The sequence below is a fragment of the Oceanobacillus jeddahensis genome (genome assembly GCF_000750635.1).
GTDB lineage: Bacteria > Bacillota > Bacilli > Bacillales > Amphibacillaceae > Oceanobacillus > Oceanobacillus jeddahense.
The window spans coordinates 466,850-488,101 of the sequence record NZ_CCDM010000002.1; the positions used below are offsets into that span (position 1 = coordinate 466,850).

At 37.8% G+C, this 21,252-nt stretch carries 18 protein-coding genes; 11 read left to right on the top strand and 7 right to left on the bottom strand.

What is annotated here, in order from left to right:
• The first annotated feature begins 84 nt into the window (after positions 1–84).
• Positions 85–315: a hypothetical protein gene (locus BN986_RS10005; protein WP_040979649.1), complete on the top strand. Its 231-nt coding sequence runs from the start codon at positions 85–87 to the stop codon at positions 313–315.
• A gap of 62 nt (positions 316–377) precedes the next feature.
• Here BN986_RS10005 and qoxD read toward each other — a convergent pair whose 3' ends face one another.
• The 4 genes from qoxD to qoxA form a co-directional block, all read right to left on the bottom strand.
• Entirely contained in the window at positions 378–665 is a 288-nt protein-coding gene (gene qoxD / locus BN986_RS10010; RefSeq protein ID WP_040979650.1) for a cytochrome aa3 quinol oxidase subunit IV, read from the bottom strand.
• A 1-nt stretch (position 666) separates the two neighbouring features.
• Positions 667–1,269 carry a cytochrome aa3 quinol oxidase subunit III gene (gene qoxC, locus BN986_RS10015; protein ID WP_040979651.1) on the bottom strand — a complete coding sequence of 201 codons (603 nt, stop codon included), beginning with the start codon at positions 1,267–1,269 and terminating at the stop codon, positions 667–669.
• Entirely contained in the window at positions 1,269–3,218 is a 1,950-nt protein-coding gene (qoxB, locus tag BN986_RS10020) for a cytochrome aa3 quinol oxidase subunit I (protein WP_040979652.1), read from the bottom strand. Before qoxB ends, qoxC begins: the two co-directional genes overlap by 1 nt.
• A gap of 71 nt (positions 3,219–3,289) precedes the next feature.
• Positions 3,290–4,174 carry a cytochrome aa3 quinol oxidase subunit II gene (qoxA, locus tag BN986_RS10025; RefSeq protein ID WP_040979653.1) on the bottom strand — a complete coding sequence of 295 codons (885 nt, stop codon included), beginning with the start codon at positions 4,172–4,174 and terminating at the stop codon, positions 3,290–3,292.
• Positions 4,175–5,361: 1,187 nt separating this feature from the next.
• Here qoxA and BN986_RS10030 point away from each other — a divergent pair.
• The 7 genes from BN986_RS10030 to BN986_RS10060 all read left to right on the top strand — a co-directional run bounded on the left by BN986_RS10030 (position 5,362) and on the right by BN986_RS10060 (position 16,169).
• A complete protein-coding gene (locus BN986_RS10030; protein WP_040979654.1) occupies positions 5,362–6,576 on the top strand; it encodes an EAL domain-containing protein in 1,215 nt (404 codons plus the stop codon).
• Positions 6,577–6,902: 326 nt separating this feature from the next.
• Positions 6,903–8,069: an exonuclease SbcCD subunit D gene (locus tag BN986_RS10035; RefSeq protein WP_040979655.1), complete on the top strand. Its 1,167-nt coding sequence runs from the start codon at positions 6,903–6,905 to the stop codon at positions 8,067–8,069.
• A 16-nt stretch (positions 8,070–8,085) separates the two neighbouring features.
• Positions 8,086–11,172 carry an SbcC/MukB-like Walker B domain-containing protein gene (locus BN986_RS10040; RefSeq protein ID WP_040979656.1) on the top strand — a complete coding sequence of 1,029 codons (3,087 nt, stop codon included), beginning with the start codon at positions 8,086–8,088 and terminating at the stop codon, positions 11,170–11,172.
• Between the two features lie 181 nt (positions 11,173–11,353).
• Positions 11,354–12,520: a hydroxymethylglutaryl-CoA synthase gene (locus BN986_RS10045; RefSeq protein WP_040980806.1), complete on the top strand. Its 1,167-nt coding sequence runs from the start codon at positions 11,354–11,356 to the stop codon at positions 12,518–12,520.
• Between the two features lie 186 nt (positions 12,521–12,706).
• Positions 12,707–14,092, top strand: coding sequence for an NAD-dependent succinate-semialdehyde dehydrogenase (locus BN986_RS10050; protein WP_052400743.1), 1,386 nt, complete (start codon positions 12,707–12,709; stop codon positions 14,090–14,092).
• 493 nt (positions 14,093–14,585) lie between these two features.
• The gene (locus BN986_RS10055; protein WP_040979657.1) at positions 14,586–15,635 is read left to right on the top strand and encodes an FUSC family protein; all 1,050 of its coding nucleotides are present in this window, start codon (positions 14,586–14,588) and stop codon (positions 15,633–15,635) included.
• 345 nt (positions 15,636–15,980) lie between these two features.
• On the top strand, positions 15,981–16,169 hold the full coding sequence (locus BN986_RS10060) for a hypothetical protein (RefSeq protein WP_040979658.1): 189 nt from the start codon (positions 15,981–15,983) through the stop codon (positions 16,167–16,169).
• 42 nt (positions 16,170–16,211) lie between these two features.
• On the opposite strand, the gene BN986_RS10065 is transcribed toward BN986_RS10060, so the two are convergent.
• Together BN986_RS10065 and BN986_RS10070 are read right to left on the bottom strand one after the other, a co-directional pair.
• Positions 16,212–17,681, bottom strand: coding sequence for a sodium:solute symporter family protein (locus tag BN986_RS10065; protein ID WP_040979659.1), 1,470 nt, complete (start codon positions 17,679–17,681; stop codon positions 16,212–16,214).
• On the bottom strand, positions 17,678–17,860 hold the full coding sequence (locus BN986_RS10070; protein ID WP_040979660.1) for a hypothetical protein: 183 nt from the start codon (positions 17,858–17,860) through the stop codon (positions 17,678–17,680). The genes BN986_RS10065 and BN986_RS10070 overlap by 4 nt, the downstream gene beginning before the upstream one ends.
• Positions 17,861–18,044: 184 nt before the next feature.
• On the opposite strand from BN986_RS10070, the gene BN986_RS10075 reads away from it, so the two are divergent.
• Positions 18,045–18,902 (top strand): YtnP family quorum-quenching lactonase, encoded by an 858-nt coding sequence (locus tag BN986_RS10075; protein WP_040979661.1) that lies wholly within the window; start codon positions 18,045–18,047, stop codon positions 18,900–18,902.
• Positions 18,903–18,961: 59 nt separating this feature from the next.
• On the opposite strand, the gene BN986_RS10080 is transcribed toward BN986_RS10075, so the two are convergent.
• Positions 18,962–19,276 carry a PepSY domain-containing protein gene (locus BN986_RS10080; protein WP_040979662.1) on the bottom strand — a complete coding sequence of 105 codons (315 nt, stop codon included), beginning with the start codon at positions 19,274–19,276 and terminating at the stop codon, positions 18,962–18,964.
• Positions 19,277–19,456: 180 nt separating this feature from the next.
• Here BN986_RS10080 and BN986_RS10085 point away from each other — a divergent pair, with 180 nt between their 5' ends.
• On the top strand, positions 19,457–20,521 hold the full coding sequence (locus BN986_RS10085; RefSeq protein ID WP_040979663.1) for a M42 family metallopeptidase: 1,065 nt from the start codon (positions 19,457–19,459) through the stop codon (positions 20,519–20,521).
• Positions 20,522–20,525: 4 nt separating this feature from the next.
• Positions 20,526–21,044: a DUF84 family protein gene (locus BN986_RS10090; protein ID WP_040980810.1), complete on the top strand. Its 519-nt coding sequence runs from the start codon at positions 20,526–20,528 to the stop codon at positions 21,042–21,044.
• Positions 21,045–21,252: the final 208 nt, after the last annotated feature.

The window sequence follows — 21,252 nt, forward strand, 5'->3', positions numbered from 1 at the left end:
AATCACTTGTTCAATAAATAGACACAAAATTATTGACAAATTATTGAACAAAATGCATACTATTAATTAAAGGAGATGAGATAGATGAAAATGAATAAAAAATTACTAAAAAGCTTGTCTCTAATTTGTGGGACATTAATTACAATTGGTGCGATGATGTTTATATACGGTTATCTTGTAAGCGCTATACCTATTGTGACAGCTGTAGGTATCGGCTTAGCAGAGGGTGGCACATTTATCTTTATAATGGGATTGTTTCTTGTTGCTGTCGAAGAGAATTTTCGTGGAAAGAAGCATAAGCATGAACAATCATAGACAATAAAAAGATGAAATAAAAAAGCTCAAGCAGTTTATTTGCTGCTTGAGCTTTTAATAGTTTAAATCATGTATCCCCATATCATCGCAAGCATTGAACCAAGGATGGTTAAGATCGCAACCACCACGCCATAGATGGTATGAAGATAAATACCGCCTTTATCTTCACTTTCTCCGGCATGCATAAAGACAACGAGCTGCACCCCAGCTTGAATAAATGCTGTAACAATAAGAATGGTTAATCCCATTGCAAAAGACATGTCAAAGAAATAGACACTTAATGCAACAACAGTCAGGAGCAGTGAAAAGATATATCCGTTAACCTGTTTTAGCGGAAAAAGTTCTTTCATGTTACATCATTCCCTTCAAGTAAATAAAGCTGAAAATGAAGATCCACATAACGTCTAGGAAGTGCCAGTAAAGGGAGAATATAAATGATTTATTCGCTGTGCGTGCATTTAAGCCATTACGCAGAATTTGAATAATAATGATAATTCCCCAGAAGAGACCAAACGTTACGTGAGCCCCATGTGTTCCAAGTGTTGTTAAAAGCGTAGCAGTAAAACCGCTTGTCTGCAATGTTGCACCTACATGATAGTAATGAACGAATTCATAAATTTCTACACTAAGGAACCCTGCCCCTAAAAGAAGGGTAACGATCATAAATCCAATCATTGCTTTCACACGGTTAATACGCATGGCGTGTACTGCTAAACCGATTGTAAAACTACTTGTAAGCAATAGAAATGTTTCAATCAATACCGGCGGTAATTCAAAAATCTCTGCTCCCGCCGGACCGCTGCCGACGCCACGATCTACATAAACAAAGTACGTTGTAAATAGTGTCGCAAACAGCATGATTTCTGCGCTAAGAAAAATCCAGAATCCCAGGATATTCATTCTATTCGTTTCGGTACTATATTCAAGAGGCAAATTTTTTGAATCAAGTTTCATTATTTAGCACCTCCGAATTTCTTTTCTGTTTCTTCAATTTCTTCTTTATGAATATGATGTCCATCATCTTTTTCAAACGAACGGTAGATGAGACAGCCGATTATACCCAGGAAGGCTATAATAACCCCTATCCATACATGGAATACAAAGAAGAAACCAAAGACAAAGAACATACCTGCGAAAATAATGGACCAGCCGCTGTTATTTGGCATATGAATGTCCTTAATTCCACCTTTAAATAACTCGTGACCATTCTTTTTGTAATCCCAGAAAGCTTCTTCTGAATCTACATTTGGTGTAATTGCAAAGTTGTATTCCGGAACAGGGTTATGAGTTGCCCATTCAAGGGAACGTGCATTCCAAGGATCGTCACCGACATTTCTTGGTGCATAACGGAAGCTGTAATACACGTTATATACGAGTATGACAAATCCGACTGCAAGGAGTAATGCTCCGATAAAGGATACCATACTTAAAGGTCCAAAACCTGCCGACTCAGAGTAAGTGTACATCCTGCGTGCTTGCCCGTTTAATCCGGTAATATACATTGGGAAGAAGGACAGACAGAAACCGATAACGATATTCCAGAACGCCCATTTACCAATACGTTCATTTAACATGAAACCGAACATTTTCGGGAAGTAATAAATGAACCCGGCAATCATTGCGAATACTACACCTGGGATAATCACGTTATGGAAGTGAGCTACCAGGAACATTGTATTATGATATTGATAGTCTGCACTTGCCATGGCGAGCATAACACCAGTCACTCCGCCAATCGTAAACAATGGAATAAATGCCACAGCATACATCATTGGGGTTGTAAATCGTATTTTACCTCGCCACATCGTCAGGAGCCAGTTGAATATCTTGATTCCCGTCGGTACGGCGATCGCCATAGTTGTAATCGAGAAGATACTGTTGGCAACAGCTCCTTGACCCATGGTAAAGAAGTGGTGAACCCATACCATAAATGATAACAAGGAAATAATAACCATCGAAGCGACCATCGATTTATAACCGTATAAATTACGTTGTGAGAACGTAGCGATAATTTGTGAGTAAATCCCGAATGCAGGGAGCACTAGAATATATACTTCAGGATGTCCCCAAACCCAGAATAAGTTCGCCCACATCATATCCATACCGCCATCTCCTGTTGTAAAGAAGTTAGTGAAGAATTGACGGTCTAACGTTCCCATTAATAACGCAATGGTCAGTACAGGAAATGCGAATACGATAATAAGGTTTGTAATTAATGCAGACCAGGTGAACATTGGCATTTTCATTAATTTCATACCTGGTGCTCGCATTTTCATAATGGTAGCAATAAAGTTAATTCCGGTCATTAATGTTCCGATACCGGAAATTTGCAGTGCCCAATTGTAATAGTTTACCCCAACGTGTTCACTAAATTCCGTTCCTGCTAATGGATAATAGTTTGTCCATCCGGCATCAGGAGATCCTCCGATTACGAAGGAAAGATTAAATAGCATTGCTCCCGCAAAATATAACCAGAAGCTGAGCGCGTTCAAGCGCGGGAAAGCAACATCCCTTGCCCCGATTTGCAGCGGAACAACGAAGTTCATCATACCGATAATAAATGCCATTGCCATGAAGAAAATCATAACAACACCATGTGTCGTAAAAATCTCATTATAGTGCTGTGCGTCTAAGAAACTATTGTCAGGAACAGCTGTCTGAAGACGCATCATAACAGCATCTGCTCCACCTCTGAAAAGCATAAGCAATGCTGAAATGATATACATAATACCAATTCGTTTATGATCAACAGTTGTTAACCATTCATTCCAAAGATATCCCCATTTTTTGAAATAGGTAACACCAAAAACAATCGCAATACTTACAAGTCCAATCGCAACAATGGATGCATAAAGCATTGGATCATCATGGGGCGGAATAGAAAATCTATCTAAAAAATCCATTATGTCAAAACTCCTTTCTAGAGCTTAGAAAATTTCTGGCACCTCAAAAATGAGTGCTATTGTAAAGCTGATTAATGATGATGTCCGCCGTCTTCGTCTGAGTCAGATGGTCCATGATCATGCGGGCTGTTTTCTCCTTCAGGAGCTGGTTTGAATTCCTGATGTGTACCAGTGAAAGTCATTTGACCTAAATGACCAGGCTCTAATAACTCTTCAAATTTTTCTTCAGTTAAAGGATCAGCAGTATTATGAATATCCTCTACCCAAGAGTCAAATTCACTTGGCGGCATTGCTGTGACAGCAAATTCATTCTCTGCAAAACCTTCTCCATTAAAGTTAGAGTTTCTTCCCATATATTCTCCAGGCTCATCTGCTACAACGTTCAAGTAATTTGTCATATCAGCCATTGCATATTTTTGTCCTGCCAATTGAGGAATCCAAAAGCTTGAAATCGTTCCATGAGAATACAATCGGAATTCAACATTTTGATTTGTTGGAATGAAAACATAATTAACCGTTTCAATGTCCTGTTCTGGATAACTGAAATGCCATTTCCAATTGGAAGAGGATGCATAGATGACGAGCGGCTCGTCTTCAGTATATCCTTCTGGCGGACTCTCCACTTGATGTGTCGAAATCGTAGAGACCACGGATAAAAAGGCAACAATCAAAATTGGAACCGCGACAATAATTCCTTCTACATATTTATTACCTTCGATGTGAGGAGGCTCATAGTCAGGATCTTGTTTTGATGCTCTATATTTAAATAAAATAACTGTCAGCATTACTAATACAACAATGACAATGAATGACATTGTAAAGATTGATATCCAGATCACAGTTGCAGTTGTATCTGCTTGAGGACCTTTTGGATCAAGTACGAGCAATGGTTCACAGCCTGCCAAAAAAGCAGCAATACCTGTTAAAAAGGCGAAATAGGTCCACTTTAACTTCATGTTGATACCCCTTCCTTTGATGTATAATTAAGTTGGTTTACTATGATTAAGAGGTTGTTCAAAATTTGAACACACAATTAACTTAGTATTGATTTATAGCAGAAATAATATTAATACTGATGTTGAGAAATTACAAGAGATTGAAAAACACTTCACAAAATGTTCATGAAAACTTCTACATCTTTTTGAACAGTGTCGAAAAATGTCGAAAAAGACTTGACAATAATAATAAATGGTAGTATTAGGATTTTTAATGTGATATAGAAGAACTTGTACGATTAATAAGGATCTGATCTAAGATATTTTGAAAATCAATAAAACTTATGGACTCAACTTTCACACCTAAGAATAAGCATATATATCTTGCTGTTTCACGATAATCGTGTTCTTTATTATTGTGCTGGCTTTTTAGTTAAATCAGCTTTTTTGAGCTAAAGATAGTGTATAGCTCCGCTCCGGCCAACCACTCCGCTTAGTTAGGATTCTACAGCGAATGAAAGAAATAACATTCTGTTGGGGTGGACGAAATAGTATATCTATCGCTTGATGACACGATCATTCCATTATTGTAAAAGGTTGGTTTAGCAGTTCGAATCAAAACAGCATGGATAGTTAACATCAAGAATAGCTCTCATGCACAAAAAGAAATCATTGCAGAACATTTTTACCATGCTCCACAAAAAATCTCTTCTGTCTGAACTACCTTTTATTTGTTCAGCTATTCCACGTGTAGAATATCTAACCAGCGGAGGCGGACCGTTTTGACTCCTGTGGGATCAGCACTATCTGAAGATCCACTTTTGCCAAGCGCTCTTCTTGGTAAAAGTTAGCTGAAGAGCGTGTCCCTAGGCAGACTAAAGTCGCAACGTCCTGGGGTTGCGATTACTCACCCCATCGAAAAGAATTGTTGCAACGTCTACACCAGTACGTCCTGGGACTCGGGCTGCGATTACTCGCCCCATCAAAACCGTTGTACGTCGGAAAGCAAAATGGTCCGCCGCAGCGGTATTTTACACTCCACCTTCTATTCTTTGTCAAGGGAGTTAACAAAAGAACAAACAACTCCTCTTTCTATGGAAATATAGTTTCTTTTTAAGGTGCGAATGTTGAGTTATAGAAAGGAAGAAAACGTAAATCAAATAAGTACAATATAGAATATGCTATAATGAAACGAAGGGGGAGTCAACATGGATCCATTAGATATATTGATTGATTTAGACCAATTACTTCCTTATTATAAGCCGATTATCCGGGCTGATAAACAGCTGGTAAGCGGTTATGAAGTAATTGCTTATTTTTTAGATGAAAATAATAAAGAGCAGCGTTTAGATTGGCTCTTCGACGACACTTCTATCCCGGATGAATTCCGGCTTGAAGTAAATCAGTATATTCATCAAAAAGCAATTGAGAAAAAAATACAAGATCATTTTCCGGGACATCTTACCTTATACTACGATGCAAAATTATTTGTACATGATAACGGGGAAACGTTCATTAATTTATTACATGATTATCAGGAAAAAGGGTTAAAACTAAATAACATTATTCTTGAGATGAAAGATACATGCCTGCCAAATAATACGGATCAACTAAGCCATATTATTAAATATTTAAAGACACTGGGTGTTAAAATTAGTATTGAATTAGCTAATCCGAACGGCAGTTTAAACCAATTAGCTGTTCTGCATCCTTCTTTTATCAAAGTAGACACCTCGTTTTTAAAAGACGATCTGCTGCCGCATTTGTATAAGGATGTCTATTTTGGCGTATCCATGTTATCCAGAAAAATAGGTGCATCCTTATTATTTAAGGGGATACGTTCTTATAAACAATTAAACTTTGCATGGCAAAGTGGGGGAGAATATTATCAGGGCAATTTTTTGACTTATCCGCAGCGGGATTTTATTAAGGAGGATGCATGTAAAAATGAATTAACGGAGTATTTTAGAGAGTTTGTAACTTATGAACAGCAGAAAGCGAAGGCACAATTCGAATTATTAGATTCTGTATATGGGATAATTCATCGTCTTCTTTCTCAGACTAAACAGACACATGATGATACGTGGCTGTTAAAGCTTGCGGAAGGCTGTGAAGATTTTGTTTTCCGAATCTATATTTGCAATAGTGTCGGATTACAGGTCTCTGCAAATGTGGAAACAGATGCACAAGGAAGTTGGACTTTAATTGAAGAAGGGATGCATAAAAATTGGAGTTGGCGTCCTTATTTTTTCGAAAATATTATGCGGATGAATATCGAGAAAAAAGGAATTTTATCGGATTTATACACAGATATTGAGCGGTCAGAATTGATAAGAACATATGCTTATCCGTTATCTCAAGAACGATATATATTTTTTGATATTCCTTACAGTTATTTAATAGAAAAAGAAGGATTATTATAAGAAGATGTTAAAAAGTCCCCAAATGATAAGCAGCGTGACGATAACCTTTGCCAAGTGTTGTACGCAGGAGTCACCACAATACGCGGGAAACTCATTGATTTAGCTTTTCAGACGGGGACTGAAATTACCAAAGTTGTCAGGGATATAAGATTTTTAATATAGTTGGTAATGAAATTAGCTAACGTAGTATTTTCAAAGGGCGCATTCATGTCCTATCGAAAAACATTGGCTGTTTTTTAAACACACATATGCTATGGAAGACTTTTTAACGATAGGCTTGCTTCTCTTTCTTTACAGGGGCTTGCAGGGTACAAGGAGGTTTTTTAATGAGATTGATACATACAGCGGATTGGCATTTGGGAAAATTGGTTCAGGGTGTTTATATGACGGAAGACCAAGCCTTTATTCTGGACCAATTTATAAAAGCGGTAGAAAAAGAAAGTCCTGATGCAGTCATTATTGCTGGTGACTTATATGATCGGGCTGTTCCTCCTGTGGAAGCAGTTGATTTACTGGACAAAACATTAGATCGTATCATTAATCAATTAGGCATTCCCGTCTTAGCTATTGCTGGTAATCATGACAGCCCGGGCCGGCTTCATTTTGGCAGCCGCTTAATGAAGGAAAAAGGTTATCATATTATTGGTCAGCTATCGGATCGTTTAAATCCTGTTGTTCTTTCAGATGAATTTGGTGAAGTACATTTTCATCTTATTCCGTATGCAGACCCTAGTGTGGTAAAAGCGCTGTTTCAAGAAGAGGATATTCGTAATCATCAGGAAGCAAACGCTTATCTAGTGAACCGGATTAAAAAAAATTTGGATGAAGACGCACGGCATGTTTATATTGGACACGCCTTTGTAACCCCTTTTGGGGAAATAGAAGAAAATACTAGTGATTCCGAACGCCCGCTGTCTATCGGGGGAGCGGAGCATGTGGATGCGCATTTATTTAAGGATTTTCATTACACAGCACTCGGGCATCTTCACCAAGCACACCATGTACTGGATAAGAAAATTCGTTACAGTGGTTCCATCCTCAAATATTCTTTATCGGAAGAACATCATCAAAAAGGATATCTGGTCGTCGAACTTGATGAAAAAGGAGATATTCAGGTCGAGAAAAAAAAGCTTTCACCTAAACGTGAAATGCGTTCTTTAAAAATGAAAATGGAGGATATTTATAAGCAGCCTCGAAGTGAAGATTATGTATTCGTGCAATTGCTTGATGAATTACCGATTCTATCACCGATGGAAAAGGTACGTTCTATTTTTCCCAATGCCATGCATGTGGAGAGAATAAGAACCATATCAGGAATAAATAACTCCAAAGAAAATCAAGCACCCAAAACGAGTTTAAGTGAAATGGAATTGTTTGATGCCTTTTATCAGGAAGTAACGGATAAAAAAGCTTCCGAAGAAATGAATGAGATTATGAAAGAATTATTTCAAGAAATCCAGGATGTATCCAGTGAACGGAAAACATCTAAATAAGAGCAGGTGAAAGAGAATGCAGCCTTTACAGTTAACATTACATGCTTTTGGTCCCTATAAAGAAAAAGAAGTCATTGATTTTTCAAAGCTTCAAGGGAATACACTGTTTGTGATTTCTGGAAAAACAGGAGCAGGAAAAACGACTTTATTTGATGGAATAGCCTTTGCATTATTTGGAAAAGCCAGCGGGTCCGACCGGGAAGATCAGCGTATGCTGCGAAGTGACTTTGCGGATGAGAATATACATACTTCTGTGGAGCTTATTTTTCAAATCCAAGATAAAACATATCGTATTTTTCGGCAACTAGGTCATGTGAAGAAAGGAAATAAGAGTAAAACCGGCGATAAGTGTGAGTTTTACGAAGTATGTAAAGATGGGGAAGTACCATGTGTAGACAGACAGATCGTAAGTGAAATTGATCAAAAAATAGAAGAAATTATCGGATTAACGCCAGATCAATTTAAACAAATTGTTATGCTTCCACAAGGGGAATTTCGAAAACTGCTTACTTCAGATACAGAAAATAAAGAAGAAATCTTGAGACGCTTGTTCAAAACAGAACATTATAAATGGATGAATGAGCTGCTTCGGGAGAAGAAAGTAAAATTAGAAACAGAAAATCAGCGTATTCTCAGCCGCATGGAACAATTACGTACGCAGATTTTTTCTATCGACCTGCCGGAAGATTCTTATATACATGAATTAGCGGATAGAGAGCATATCAATACGTATCAAATGATAGAAGCTTTACAATTAGAGCTCAAAAAGAATGAAGAAGCAATTACCGGAGCAGATGCGCATTATAAAGAAGCAACAAAAAAGCAGGAACTTACTCAAAACCAATTGTTTCAAGTAAAACAGATCAATGCATATTTTTCAGAATTAGAGACATATCAAAAGAATCTAGTCACGTGGAAAGAACAGGCACAAGAAATGGATACCTTAAAAAAAGGAGTATCTGCTGCTGAACAGGCGAAATTAATTATTCCTTATGAACAGCAGAGAAATGAAGCAAACCAAGAGTTTCAAGAAAGTAATAAAGCATTACAACGATTAGAAGCACAGCAAGATAAAATGGAAAAACAAAAGCACGAAGTTGAAACTGAATTTAAAAAAGAACAGGATAATGCCGGGGAACGGGATAAAACCTCGATAGAAGTAAATCGTTTGGAAAGTTTTTTGCCAGTTGTAAAAGAATTGGAAGTAAAAAAACAAGAGATTCAGAAGCTGGCTGGACTTTTAAAGGAAGAAAAAGCACAGCTGGAAAAATTAACAGAGCTTCGGGAAACACGAAGTAAACAAATCGACCGTTTAGAGAAAGAAGAACAGGTATTAGACCAAGACACAGATAAGCTAGACTCTGTAAAAGAAGAATTAAGAGTCCTGCGTGAACAAGTTACACTGATGAAAAAATATCAAGATAAATTAGCGCAAATACAAAAAGGGGAGCTGGACCTTAAAGATAAAGAAGCAGTTTATCTGCAAGAAAAAAAGGCTTATGATCAATTAGAACAAGCGTGGTTTGCCAATCAGGCTCATGTATTGGCTGCGTATTTGCACGATGGTGAAGCTTGTCCGGTATGTGGAAGCTTAGAACATCCAAGACCAGCAGAAACGAAGGAAGCTGAAGTGACGAAAAAAGAGCTCGAACAAGCGAAAAAGCTTATGGAGCAGAAAGAGTCTGCGTGGCGGGAGCAAACAGCAAATGTAACAGCATATCAATCAGAAAGAAAAGGACTAGAAGAGGAACTCATGCAGCATGAATTGGAATTCTCTAATCCGGACGAAAGTTACCAAAGGATTGTTGAGAAGGGGAAAAAGAAAAAAGCAGAAGAAGATCGTCTCAAGCAGTCTAAAGAACGTTTGTCTAAGTGTAAAAAAGAATTAGCGAAAAAGCGTCAAGAGCAAAAGCAAAGTGAAATAAAAATGAATGAAAAAAATAGCCAAGTCAGTAAGCTTCAATCTGAGTATCAAAGTAAAGAAGCTGTATACCAGCAGCAGTTGACGCAGATTCCAGAAAATTTACGCGTTCTTTCCGAATTAGAAGCTGAAATCAACTGTCTAAAAACAAAAAAGCAACTACTTGAGCAGCGCTGGGCGGATGCGCAAAAAAATTATAAGAAAGTGCATGAAGCATTTACAAAATGGACGGCTGATGTGCATCACCTTAGAGAAAATCAGGCAAAAATGAAGCAGAAAATAGAGAACCTGGAAAAAATCTTTCAGGAGAAGTTAGAGCAGGCGGAGTTTACAGAGCAGGACTATCAAGATGCGAAATGGGATGAAACAACTTATCAATCTGTTAAACAGAAACTCACGGATTATGAGAAGCAGGGCTATCAATTAGAAAAACAGATTTCAGAGCTTGAGAAGAAATTAGAAGGACAGTCCAAGCAGGATGAAACTGAAATAGAAACAGTTTTAACGAAATGGAAGCAGGAAACAACATCCAGCCTTGAAAAGCTCCAACAGCTGCAGCAGGAAAAGAAAGATATGACATTCTATATGAATCAATTGCAGGAGTTTCATCTTCAATCAGAAGATATAGAAAAGAAAAGCAGGCTTGTAACAGATTTATATGATACGTTGCGGGGACAAAACCCTAAAAAAGTATCGTTTGAACGGTATCTGCAAATGGAATATTTAGATCAAATTATGGAAGCTGCCAATTTACGTTTAAATGATCTTTCTAATGGTCAATTCTATCTGACAAGAAGTGACCGCCAGGAAGCTAGGGGAAGACAAAGTGGTTTAGGGCTGGACGTTTATGATCAATATACAGGACAGACAAGGGATGTGAAAACATTATCCGGAGGAGAGAAATTCCACGCTTCTCTTTGTCTGGCATTAGGAATGAGTGATGTGATCCAAAGCTTCCAAGGAAATATTGTCATTCAAACCATGTTTATCGATGAGGGCTTTGGTTCTCTGGATGAGGAATCTTTAAGAAAAGCAATAGATACACTTATTCAGCTGCAGCAATCGGGAAGAATGATTGGTATTATTTCGCATGTTCAAGAACTAAAAGATGTTTTTCCGGCAGCAATCGAAGTTCATAAAACGAAAGAGGGCTACAGCAAAACAGAAATTGTCGTTAAATAAGTGAAAATGCATTTTTTTACAAATGATGTATCAGCTAAAAATAGCTGTATTGTTTGCTAATTAAACGATCCTTGTATTATCATTTAATTATTGTATTTTTCGACATTAAATCTTAAAATTGCTAGATTACGAGGCTTTAAAAGCAGTCTTAATTATAGTAAGGAGAAGGGTAGGAATCATGGTGAAGATTGGAATTGATAAACTGGGATTTTATGCACCACATCTGTATGTAGATATGAATGATTTAGCAAAAGAGCGGGGAATTGATCCGGGAAAATTCACAATTGGGCTGGGACAAGATGAAATGGCTGTTCCGCCAATTACGCAAGACCCTGTTTCTTTAGCAGCCAATGCAGCGGAACAAATCCTGGATAGGGAAGATAAGGATGCCATTGATTTAGTTATTTTTGGAACAGAATCTGGCGTGGATCATTCCAAATCAGCTGCTGTATATGTACATCAATTATTAGGTTTGAACCCCAAAGCGCGTTCTGTAGAAATGAAGCAGGCTTGTTATGGCGCAACAGCAGGAATACAAATGGCAAAAGGGCATATCGCGCTTCATCCAGACAAGAAAGTACTTATTTTAGCATCAGATATTGCACGCTATGGCTTGAATACACCTGGTGAATCAACACAAGGCGCTGGAGCTGTTGCTATTTTAGTAAGTGCTTCTCCAAGACTGTTAGAGTTGGAAAAAGAAAGCACCTATTACACAGAGGATATTATGGACTTCTGGAGACCGGTATATTCTTCCACAGCATTTGTAGATGGCAAATACTCCAATGAACAGTATATTGCTTTCTTTCAAAAAGTATGGAAAGACTACCAGGAGCAAACAGGAAGAAGTTTAGAGGACTTTGCTGCTATTGCTTTTCATTTACCTTATACAAAAATGGGCTGGAAGGCATTGCGCACCGTAATGGAAGATGCGCCAGAGGAAGTACAGGAAAGATTAAAAAATAATTATCAGATCAGTACAAAATATAACCGGAATGTAGGAAACATTTATACAGGCTCTCTTTATCTCAGTCTGATTTCATTATTAGAAAATCAGGACGATTTAAAAGAAGGAGATACGATCGGCTTGTATAGCTATGGTTCAGGTGCTGTTGGCGAATTCTTATCCGGCACACTGCAGAGTGACTTCAAAGAGCATCTACAAACGGCAGCACATCAAGCCATGTTTGAAAATCGGGAATGTATTTCTGTAGCGGAATATGAAAAAGTATTTGAAGAAGAACTCCCGACAGACGGCAGTGAAAAGAAATTAAATATTGACGAAGACCCCGCCAAAATCTGTTTAGCTGGGGTAAAAGACCATATTCGCAGCTATGCTGTTAAATAATAAGAAAAACTCCTGGACAATATTTTTGTTCGGGAGTTTTTTACACGATAACGAAAATAAGACGGATACAATGTCTGAGAGCAGTAATTTAAAAATGTTTCTCATGTTAATTATGTGGAAATGATGATTTTACAATGTATAATGAGGGTAGAACAAAGCATATCATGAAAGTTGGAGGGTATTCTAATGACAAAAAATAAAGATGTTATAGAAATAATAAATCCAGCAACGGGTGATGTAGTGGATACGGTTTTAAAAGGTGGAAAGGAAGAGGCAGTGCAGGCTGTTGATAAGGCACATCACGCTTTTAGAGACTGGGCAAAACAATCCGTTTATGAAAGGAGTGCTTTGCTAAATAAATGGCATACACTTATTGAAAAGCATGAATCAGAATTAGCGGAAATCATGACAAAGGAACAAGGAAAACCTTTGAAGGAAGCAGCTGGAGAGATTCAGTATGCTAATAGTTTTATTTCCTGGTATGCAGAAGAGGGAAAGAGACTTTATGGGGAAACCATTCCTGCAACTGCAAGTAATAAGCGGATTGTTATTAATCGGCAGCCGGTGGGCGTGATTGCAGCAATTACACCATGGAATTTTCCGGCCGCAATGATCACTAGAAAGGTTGCGCCAGCACTAGCAGCGGGTTGTACAGCAGTAGTGAAGCCGGCCAGCGCAACTCCTTTAACAGCTATCCGGCTTGGAGAACTTGCGATAGAAGCAGGAATTCCTGAGGGAGTGCTGCAAATTGTTACAGGAAGCTCAGGAGAGATCAGTGATGCATGGATGGAAGATGAGCGCGTTCGGAAAATATCATTCACGGGCTCGACAGAAGTAGGGAAATTACTCATGCAAAAATCTGCAGATACAGTGAAGAAAATATCCTTGGAACTTGGCGGCCATGCACCATTGATTGTGATGGAAGATGCAGATATTGAAAAAGCGGTAGATGGAGCAATTGCATCTAAATACCGTAATGCCGGGCAAACCTGTGTATGTGCCAATCGAATTTATGTTCACGAATCGATTGAACAAGAATTTGCCAATGCTTTTAAAGAAAAGGTCGCACAGCTTAAAGTTGGTAATGGTTTAGAAGAGGGCGTGGAGATTGGTCCTTTAATTGACCAGTCTGCTGTGGAAAAAGTACAATATCATATTGAGGATGCTCTTGAGAAGGGAGCAAATAAGTTGTTAGGGGACAAAACAGCAGATGAAGATCTATTCTTTTCTCCTACAATCCTAACCAATGTAAATGATGAGATGATATGTATGCAAGAAGAAACATTTGGGCCACTGGCGCCAATTACTACTTTTTCGTCTAAGGAAGAGGTTATTGCACGTGCGAATAATTCCTCTTATGGCTTGGCAGCATATTTATTTACAGAAAATCTGACAACAGCGATTGAGGTCAGCGAACAATTAGAGTATGGAATCGTTGGAATTAATGATGGAGCTCCCTCAACAGCACAAGCACCGTTTGGCGGTTTTAAAGAAAGCGGACTTGGAAGAGAAGGCGGTCATCACGGGATGGATGAGTATGTTGAGGTGAAATATCTATCGATTCAACTGTAATGATTGTGGAAAATGAATATAAAGAGGAGGTCTAATTAATTCTTGCTAACTGAAAATAAGTATATGTTTGTTGATTCTTTTTCAAAATATCCTGGGGCTACAATGCTTATTTAATAAAAAGCAAATGAAGCAGCTACAAGTTTTCACTCCTGCTGCGTTATAATTAGACAAAAAGGTGGAAACATCATCCAGAGAACTTGTAAAATGGAGTAGAAGCTGGATACCGCTGTAAATTATTCTTTTGAAACCATTGATTTTTCTTATGTTTTAAGAAACATACCCATTTCAATATAGTATTTTGATGTATGTTCATTGGAATAAAGTTCAGATTTCCGTAGCACAAATTAGAAAAAACAAACGATATAATGAATGTTAACAATATCCCGTGTTTTTGGGGCTGGGAATCAGCACATTAAAATACAAGCGAATGCGGTTTTTTCTAATGACATGTTTGAAGGAAGGCTGTATACTACTTCTAGAGAGGTGCAGATGAATGGAATTTAATATTGGCCCCAGGATGTTAAAAACAGGGCTGGCAGTAACTTTAACGTTATTAATTACAGGTATATTCGATATGGAATATGCTGTCATCGCAGCGATTGCATCTGTGATAGCGATGCAGCCCTCTATCATGCGATCATTTAATTATATTAAAGAAGTTGTTATTGCAAACTCTGTCGGAGCGACACTTGCCATCTTAGGCGTATTCTTGCTGGGAAGTCATCCAATTTCTGTCGGTGCGGTAGTTATTTTATCGATTGCGATTAATATAAAACTGGGATTGACCAAAACAGTAAATTTAACAGTTTTAACGATTGTCAGTATGATGGTAGCAAGCCAAGGAGATCATGTTAATTTTGTGTATATTTTATCCCGTGTATCGCTTGTTGCAATAGGGGTACTTTCTGCATTTATTGTTAATGTATTCGTGAATCCTCCAAACCATCAAAAGATTCTGTTTCAGATGATTAAGGAAGCCAGTGAAAGCTCTCACTTTCTCTTGCGCGTTATCCCAAGCAATACGATGAGTGTTCCGCAAATTCGTGATGAAGAAAGAAATGTGGAGAAACAAATTAATAAGATAAGAGATTATTTTGAAATCATTACGGATGAGAAGAATCGATTATTTATTCGAAAACGAAGGTCATTTTTCCGGAATATTGTTATTTATAAACAAATGATACAAGTATTAAGAAAGAAACACACACTAATTGTAGAGCTGGAAAAAAATTTAAAAGAAATTGAACAAATGGCTGCCGGTAAGTCTTTCTTAATTAAAAAATTGGTTAGTGAAATTAATAACTATAGCGAAAATGTTTTTCTTATGTATGAAGATCGCATTGTCCTTGATAGGGATTTGCAAAAAGAGACAAAAAATGCGATGAGCGTAACAATCAATAATTTAATTGATGCACTGCAAGGCACAGACTATGAAAAATGGCATTATGTCTTTCCGGTTGCCAATAGCATTGTAGAGCTCTTTTATGAATTGGATAAGTTGGAAAAATATGTTCGCAAAAAAGAAAAGCGTGAAGAAGAATAGACGAAGAGCAAAGTTATACATAAAGGAGATGGTGATAGCACTATCTCCTTTATGTATTAATGGAGAAATTTTTAAAGAAAACGATGTAAATCCTCTCTTAAAAGCATAGTAGTGCTGACCTGTTTTAAGGCTGGGACTGAGGATGAGCTCAAGCCCATGGAAAGCGTAGTGTTTTTCTGGAGCTGGGGTCGCTCGCCCCATCATAAAGAATTGTACCTCGCAAAGCTCCTGCTGAATATAGAATAACTTTATACTTTCTATACATATGCGTGAAAAATAGGTATAAAAGCTCCTGCTTTTGCATATATTAGTAATACTTATGTAGTAAAAAGGGGGAGTATGAAATTGACGCGTTTTTTGTCTCATCATGAATTAGAAAATCTTTATTATATGTATGGAAAATATGAAGATGCCTATCAAACTTTGCTGGAAAGAAAGCAAGAGTATGTACAAGAAGAAAAGCAAAGACAAATAGAAGAACAGATGGAAATAGTTAAGAAACAGCAGCTTCAAATGCTTGCATCATTAACATAAAAACAGCGTGTAGATAATTACCTGCACGCTGTTTTTATATGGTCAGTGTTTATGACGAAGGTTTTCCTTTATATAGCTGATAAATTCGTTTGCTTTTTCTTCTGGAGCTTTTGTGAACAAGCTAACGATGATGAATAGTAAAGTAGATAGAAGGAGCCCCCATAAACCGGAAGCCAAACCAAGTGGTTTTGCCTGCATCAGTTCTAAAATAAAAACAACCGTACCAGGGATAGTCGTGCTAACTAATACAGCAGCTGCCGTCCCCCTTTTCCAAAAGAAAGCGCCAATAATTGTTGGAACAACAACAATGAGCCCGGAAGAGGAAGCAACGGATAGAACTGCGATTAAATCTAATTGTAATTCTGCAAATAAATAAGCCATTAAGGCAATCACAGGAATAATAAATTTGCCGATTTTAAGCTGCACTCGGTCTGTTGTCCCTTTGCGAATATTTCCATAAACATCCTTTGCAAACATGGATGATAGTGTGAGTAAAATGGAATCTATCGTTGAAATAGCAGCAGCAATAATACCTACCATCACGATGACAGCTAAAATAGGAGGAATAGCTGATGATGTCAATACAATAGGTGTGGCTAAATCAGGATTATCTAAGCCAGGTTCTAATAAGAAAGCGGAATATCCCCAGAATATCGATACAAGTGTATAGATAAAGCCAAAAATCATAAAACCTAACAACATATGTCGCATGCTTTTCAGAGAAGCGGGCATAAATAAACGTTGACTGACTTGCGGGTTAGAAATACTAAAGAAAAACCAAGGTATGGTTAAACCGATAAATGTTAAAAAGCTAAAATATCCATTACCAGGCACCGTCAGCATTTCAGGTTGTTGTATTTCTAATTGCTGAAAGAATCCTGTGAATCCGCCAAGTTCCCGAACTAAAAACAATACAATTAATGTAGATCCTACAATCATAAAGAGTGATTGCAGGGAATCTGTCCAGGCAACAGAGCGCATCCCGGCTATGTATGCAAAAAAGAGTGCTAAAACGACAGCGATAATAACCCCGGTACGGAAAGAAATTTGCTGATTAGATACTCCTTGTAATAAGTATCCTACACCGGTTAATTGTACAGCACTATATGGAATTAAAAAAATACAGTTGCTTACTGCGATCGCTATTGCAGCAGCCTTACTCTGATAACGGTCCCCGATCATTTCCGAGGGGGTAATATAACCATATTTTTTTCCGACAATCCAAAAGCGGGGACCGAAAAATGCAATTAATGATACACCCATTAAATAAATAAGTTCAAAACCTAATGCACCGACACCTCCGCGATAGGTAAGTCCGGCTAATCCAACTAGCATAAATGCGCTGTATGTTGTAGCGCTGTAGCTTAGTGCAGAAACAAATCCGCCCATTTTCCGGTCTCCGAGAAAATAAGACCCCATATTACTTTGACTGCCAGTCCGGGATAAAAAGGCGATAAGAAGGGAAACCATAATATAGATTCCAAGCCCCCACCAAATAAGTGATACATTCATTTTTCATTGCTCCAATCTTTTGTCAATATGGCATTACATACGATGACAATCAAAGTTAATATCAACCAAAAAAGAAAGCTCCCGTACCATTTCTCAACATCTTTCAGAACCGTAAAAGGAATGATAAAAGCTAAAATAACAATAATGCCAATTACTATTGCTGTACTTTTTTCCTTCATAAGCTTACCTCCATAAAATATATGTGATATAATTCACATTATTGCAAATGTGAATTCGTTAACAATCATAGCAGATTGTTCATAAATTTGCCACATTATTTTAGATCCAGATAATAGTCTGTTTTTGTAAACGATTGCAACAGCGCGTTTTATCGTCTAAACTTAAAGGGAAAGGAGGATAAAGATGGAAACTTTACAAATTGGCAGAGCAAAGCTTGCTTGGTTAAGCGGCGGAGTCACGCATCTGGACGGGGGATCCATGTTTGGTGTGGTACCTAAAGCACTATGGGAGAAGAAATATCCGCATAATGATAAAAATCAGATCGAACTACGTACAGATCCTATATTAATTGAGCTGGATGGTTCGTATCTGCTTATTGATTCAGGAATTGGCTTCAATAAGCTATCTGATAAACAAAAAAGGAATTTTGGTGTATTGGAAGAAACAAAGCTGGAAGCATCTTTATCAGAGTTAGGGCTTACTGTAGATGATATTGATATGGTTTTAATGACACATCTTCATTATGATCATGCAAATGGCTTAACAAAGCTAATTAGTGAGGAAGCGTATGAGTCTGTGTTTCAAAATGCAAAAATTTATGTTTCCCAAGTGGAGTGGGATGAGATGCGTCATCCTAATATACGCTCAGTAAATACTTACTGGGAGAAAAATTGGAAGCCGATTGTTGACCAAGTGTATCCGTTTAAAGAAAAGATAGAAATTTTACCGGGATTAACGATGATTCATACAGGTGGTCACAGCGATGGACACGCTGTTATACATTTTCAGGATAAAGCGGACAGTTTTTTACATATGGCAGATATTATGCCGACACATGCTCATCAGAATAAACTATGGGTACTTGCATATGATGATTATCCCGTTCAATCGGTACTTCAAAAAGAATATTGGATGGAGCAGGGGTATAAGGAGAATGCATGGTTTACTTTTTATCATGATGCCTATTTCCGCGCAATCAAGTTTAATGAACAAGGAGAGAAGATAGATAAGCTGGAGCGTTTACGTCACGCTTATGATTAAAAAGAAATAAACAAGAAGCAGCTCCTTTAAAAAAGGCTGCTTCCTATAAAAGTACTATATTAAACTGCTGCTTCTGTATCGATCACTGCACCAGTTTCTGTGTCTACATAGAAATCATATTGTTTGTTTGTCCCATCGATATTTCTAGTTACTCCGCCACGATATACATCGTAAAGCAGACCATTTCTTTCTAATTCTTCCGGTTTCATATAAATCCAGGAACCGCTGATAGGTCCTTGACGTTTGAACATTTCTTTGGCATGATTTAATGCTTTTTCTGGAGTGACTTTCATTTGATTGTTTACTTGTTCACGTGCGATATAACCGATGGCAATACCGAGTGCTGCTGCAAGTAATACTTTCTTTTTGCTCAATTTATTCACCTCTGTTTTAGTAAGATTCAATGTCTACTATAAGTGTAGTATATCGTATTGAGGTAAAGAAATACAAATAATTGAACATTATTGCTGGAAAGCGTCGGACTTTTTCAAGTATACTTGATGTAGTGATTTATATATTTTACGGATGGATTAACAAAATAGGAGGCTTTTTTAATGAACAAAGAGACACTGAGTTTATTTAAAAATTTAACAGAATTGCAAGGAGCTCCCGGGAATGAGCATGCAGTTCGCAATTTTATGAAACAGGAATTAGATAAATATTCAGATGAAATAATTCAAGATAATTTGGGTGGCGTATTTGGCGTAAAACATGGGAAAGGGCCTACCGTTATGGTGGCTGGACATATGGACGAAGTTGGTTTTATGGTGACCCAGATTACAGATAATGGAATGATTCGCTTTCAGACGTTGGGAGGCTGGTGGAGCCAAGTCATGTTAGCTCAACGCGTTCAAGTAATGACAAAAAATGGACCAGTCATTGGTGTTATTGCTTCGATACCTCCTCATTTATTAACGGAAGCGCAACGCGGCAAGCCTATGGAAATAAAAAATATGCTTATTGATATTGGAGCCGATGATAAAGAAGATGTAGAAAAAATTGGTGTTCGCCCGGGAGATACAGTTGTTCCTGTTACCCCATTTGAACCGATGGCTAATGAGAAAAAAATATTAGCAAAAGCCTGGGATAACCGTTATGGATGCGGATTAGCTATTGAGCTTTTAAAAGAGCTGCAGGGAGAAACATTGCCAAATCAGCTTTATTCTGGTGCAACGGTACAGGAAGAAGTAGGCTTGCGAGGCGCGCAAGTAGCAGCTAACATGATCAAACCGGATATTTTCTATGCTTTAGACGCTTCTCCGGCAAATGATGCATCAGGAGATAAAAAAGCATTTGGTCAACTGGGGAAAGGTGCTTTATTGCGTATATATGACCGTACGATGATTACACATAAAGGAATGCGTGAATTTGTTCTAGATACAGCCGAATCGAATGATATTCCGTATCAGTACTTTATCTCTCCGGGCGGGACGGATGCAGGTCGTGTTCATTTATCTGGTGATGGTGTTCCATCTGCAGTAGTCGGAATTTGTTCCAGATATGTTCATACATCAGCATCTATCATTCATGTGGATGATTATGCAGCGGCGAAAGCCTTAATTACGAAGCTTGTCAAAACAACGGATGAAACGGTTGTTTCTGAGTTACGTCAAGGTTAATGAAATGCAAAAAACGGTTATTATCGGATCGAAAAATCCAACCAAAGTACAAGCGGTTAGAAATATTTTTCAAACATCTGAAGTGAATTCACTTGACGTGCCATCTAACGTATCTATTCAGCCTTTCTCGGATGAGGAAACGCGTATGGGTGCAGTAAATCGTGCAAAAGCATGTGCAGCAAGTAGTTCGGGGACTATTGGAATTGGGTTGGAAGGAGGAGTAATGTATGTGGACGAAACATTATTCCTCTGTAACTGGGGCGCACTGGTAACTGGAGATGGGAAGCTGTACACGGCCAGTGGAGCAAGAATTGCCCTTCCCAAAGAAATTGAAGAAGAACTTAAAATAACTGGCGAATTAAGTACGGTAATGGACGCATATACCAAGAAGGAAAACGTACGTAGTCATGAAGGCGCAATTGGTATTTTTACGAATAATTGTATAACCAGAGAAGATATGTTTACCCATGTTGTCCAACTTTTAAAAGGTCAATATGAATTTGCGAATTTTAATCATAAATAACAGTCTGTTGCACAATCGGGTACCTGGTTGTGCAACAACTTCTTGTACAATAAAAAATCTTAGGCTCGCCTAGTGTGGGTTCATTATCAATCACGAATTATGTCGTTTAAAGTTTCAAAGTGTTATTAAGAATAGATAATTTTAAATGTGTTTATGGTCATACAAGTTTTTCTAAATGATATAATTTTATTCATTAAAGGGGATTTTT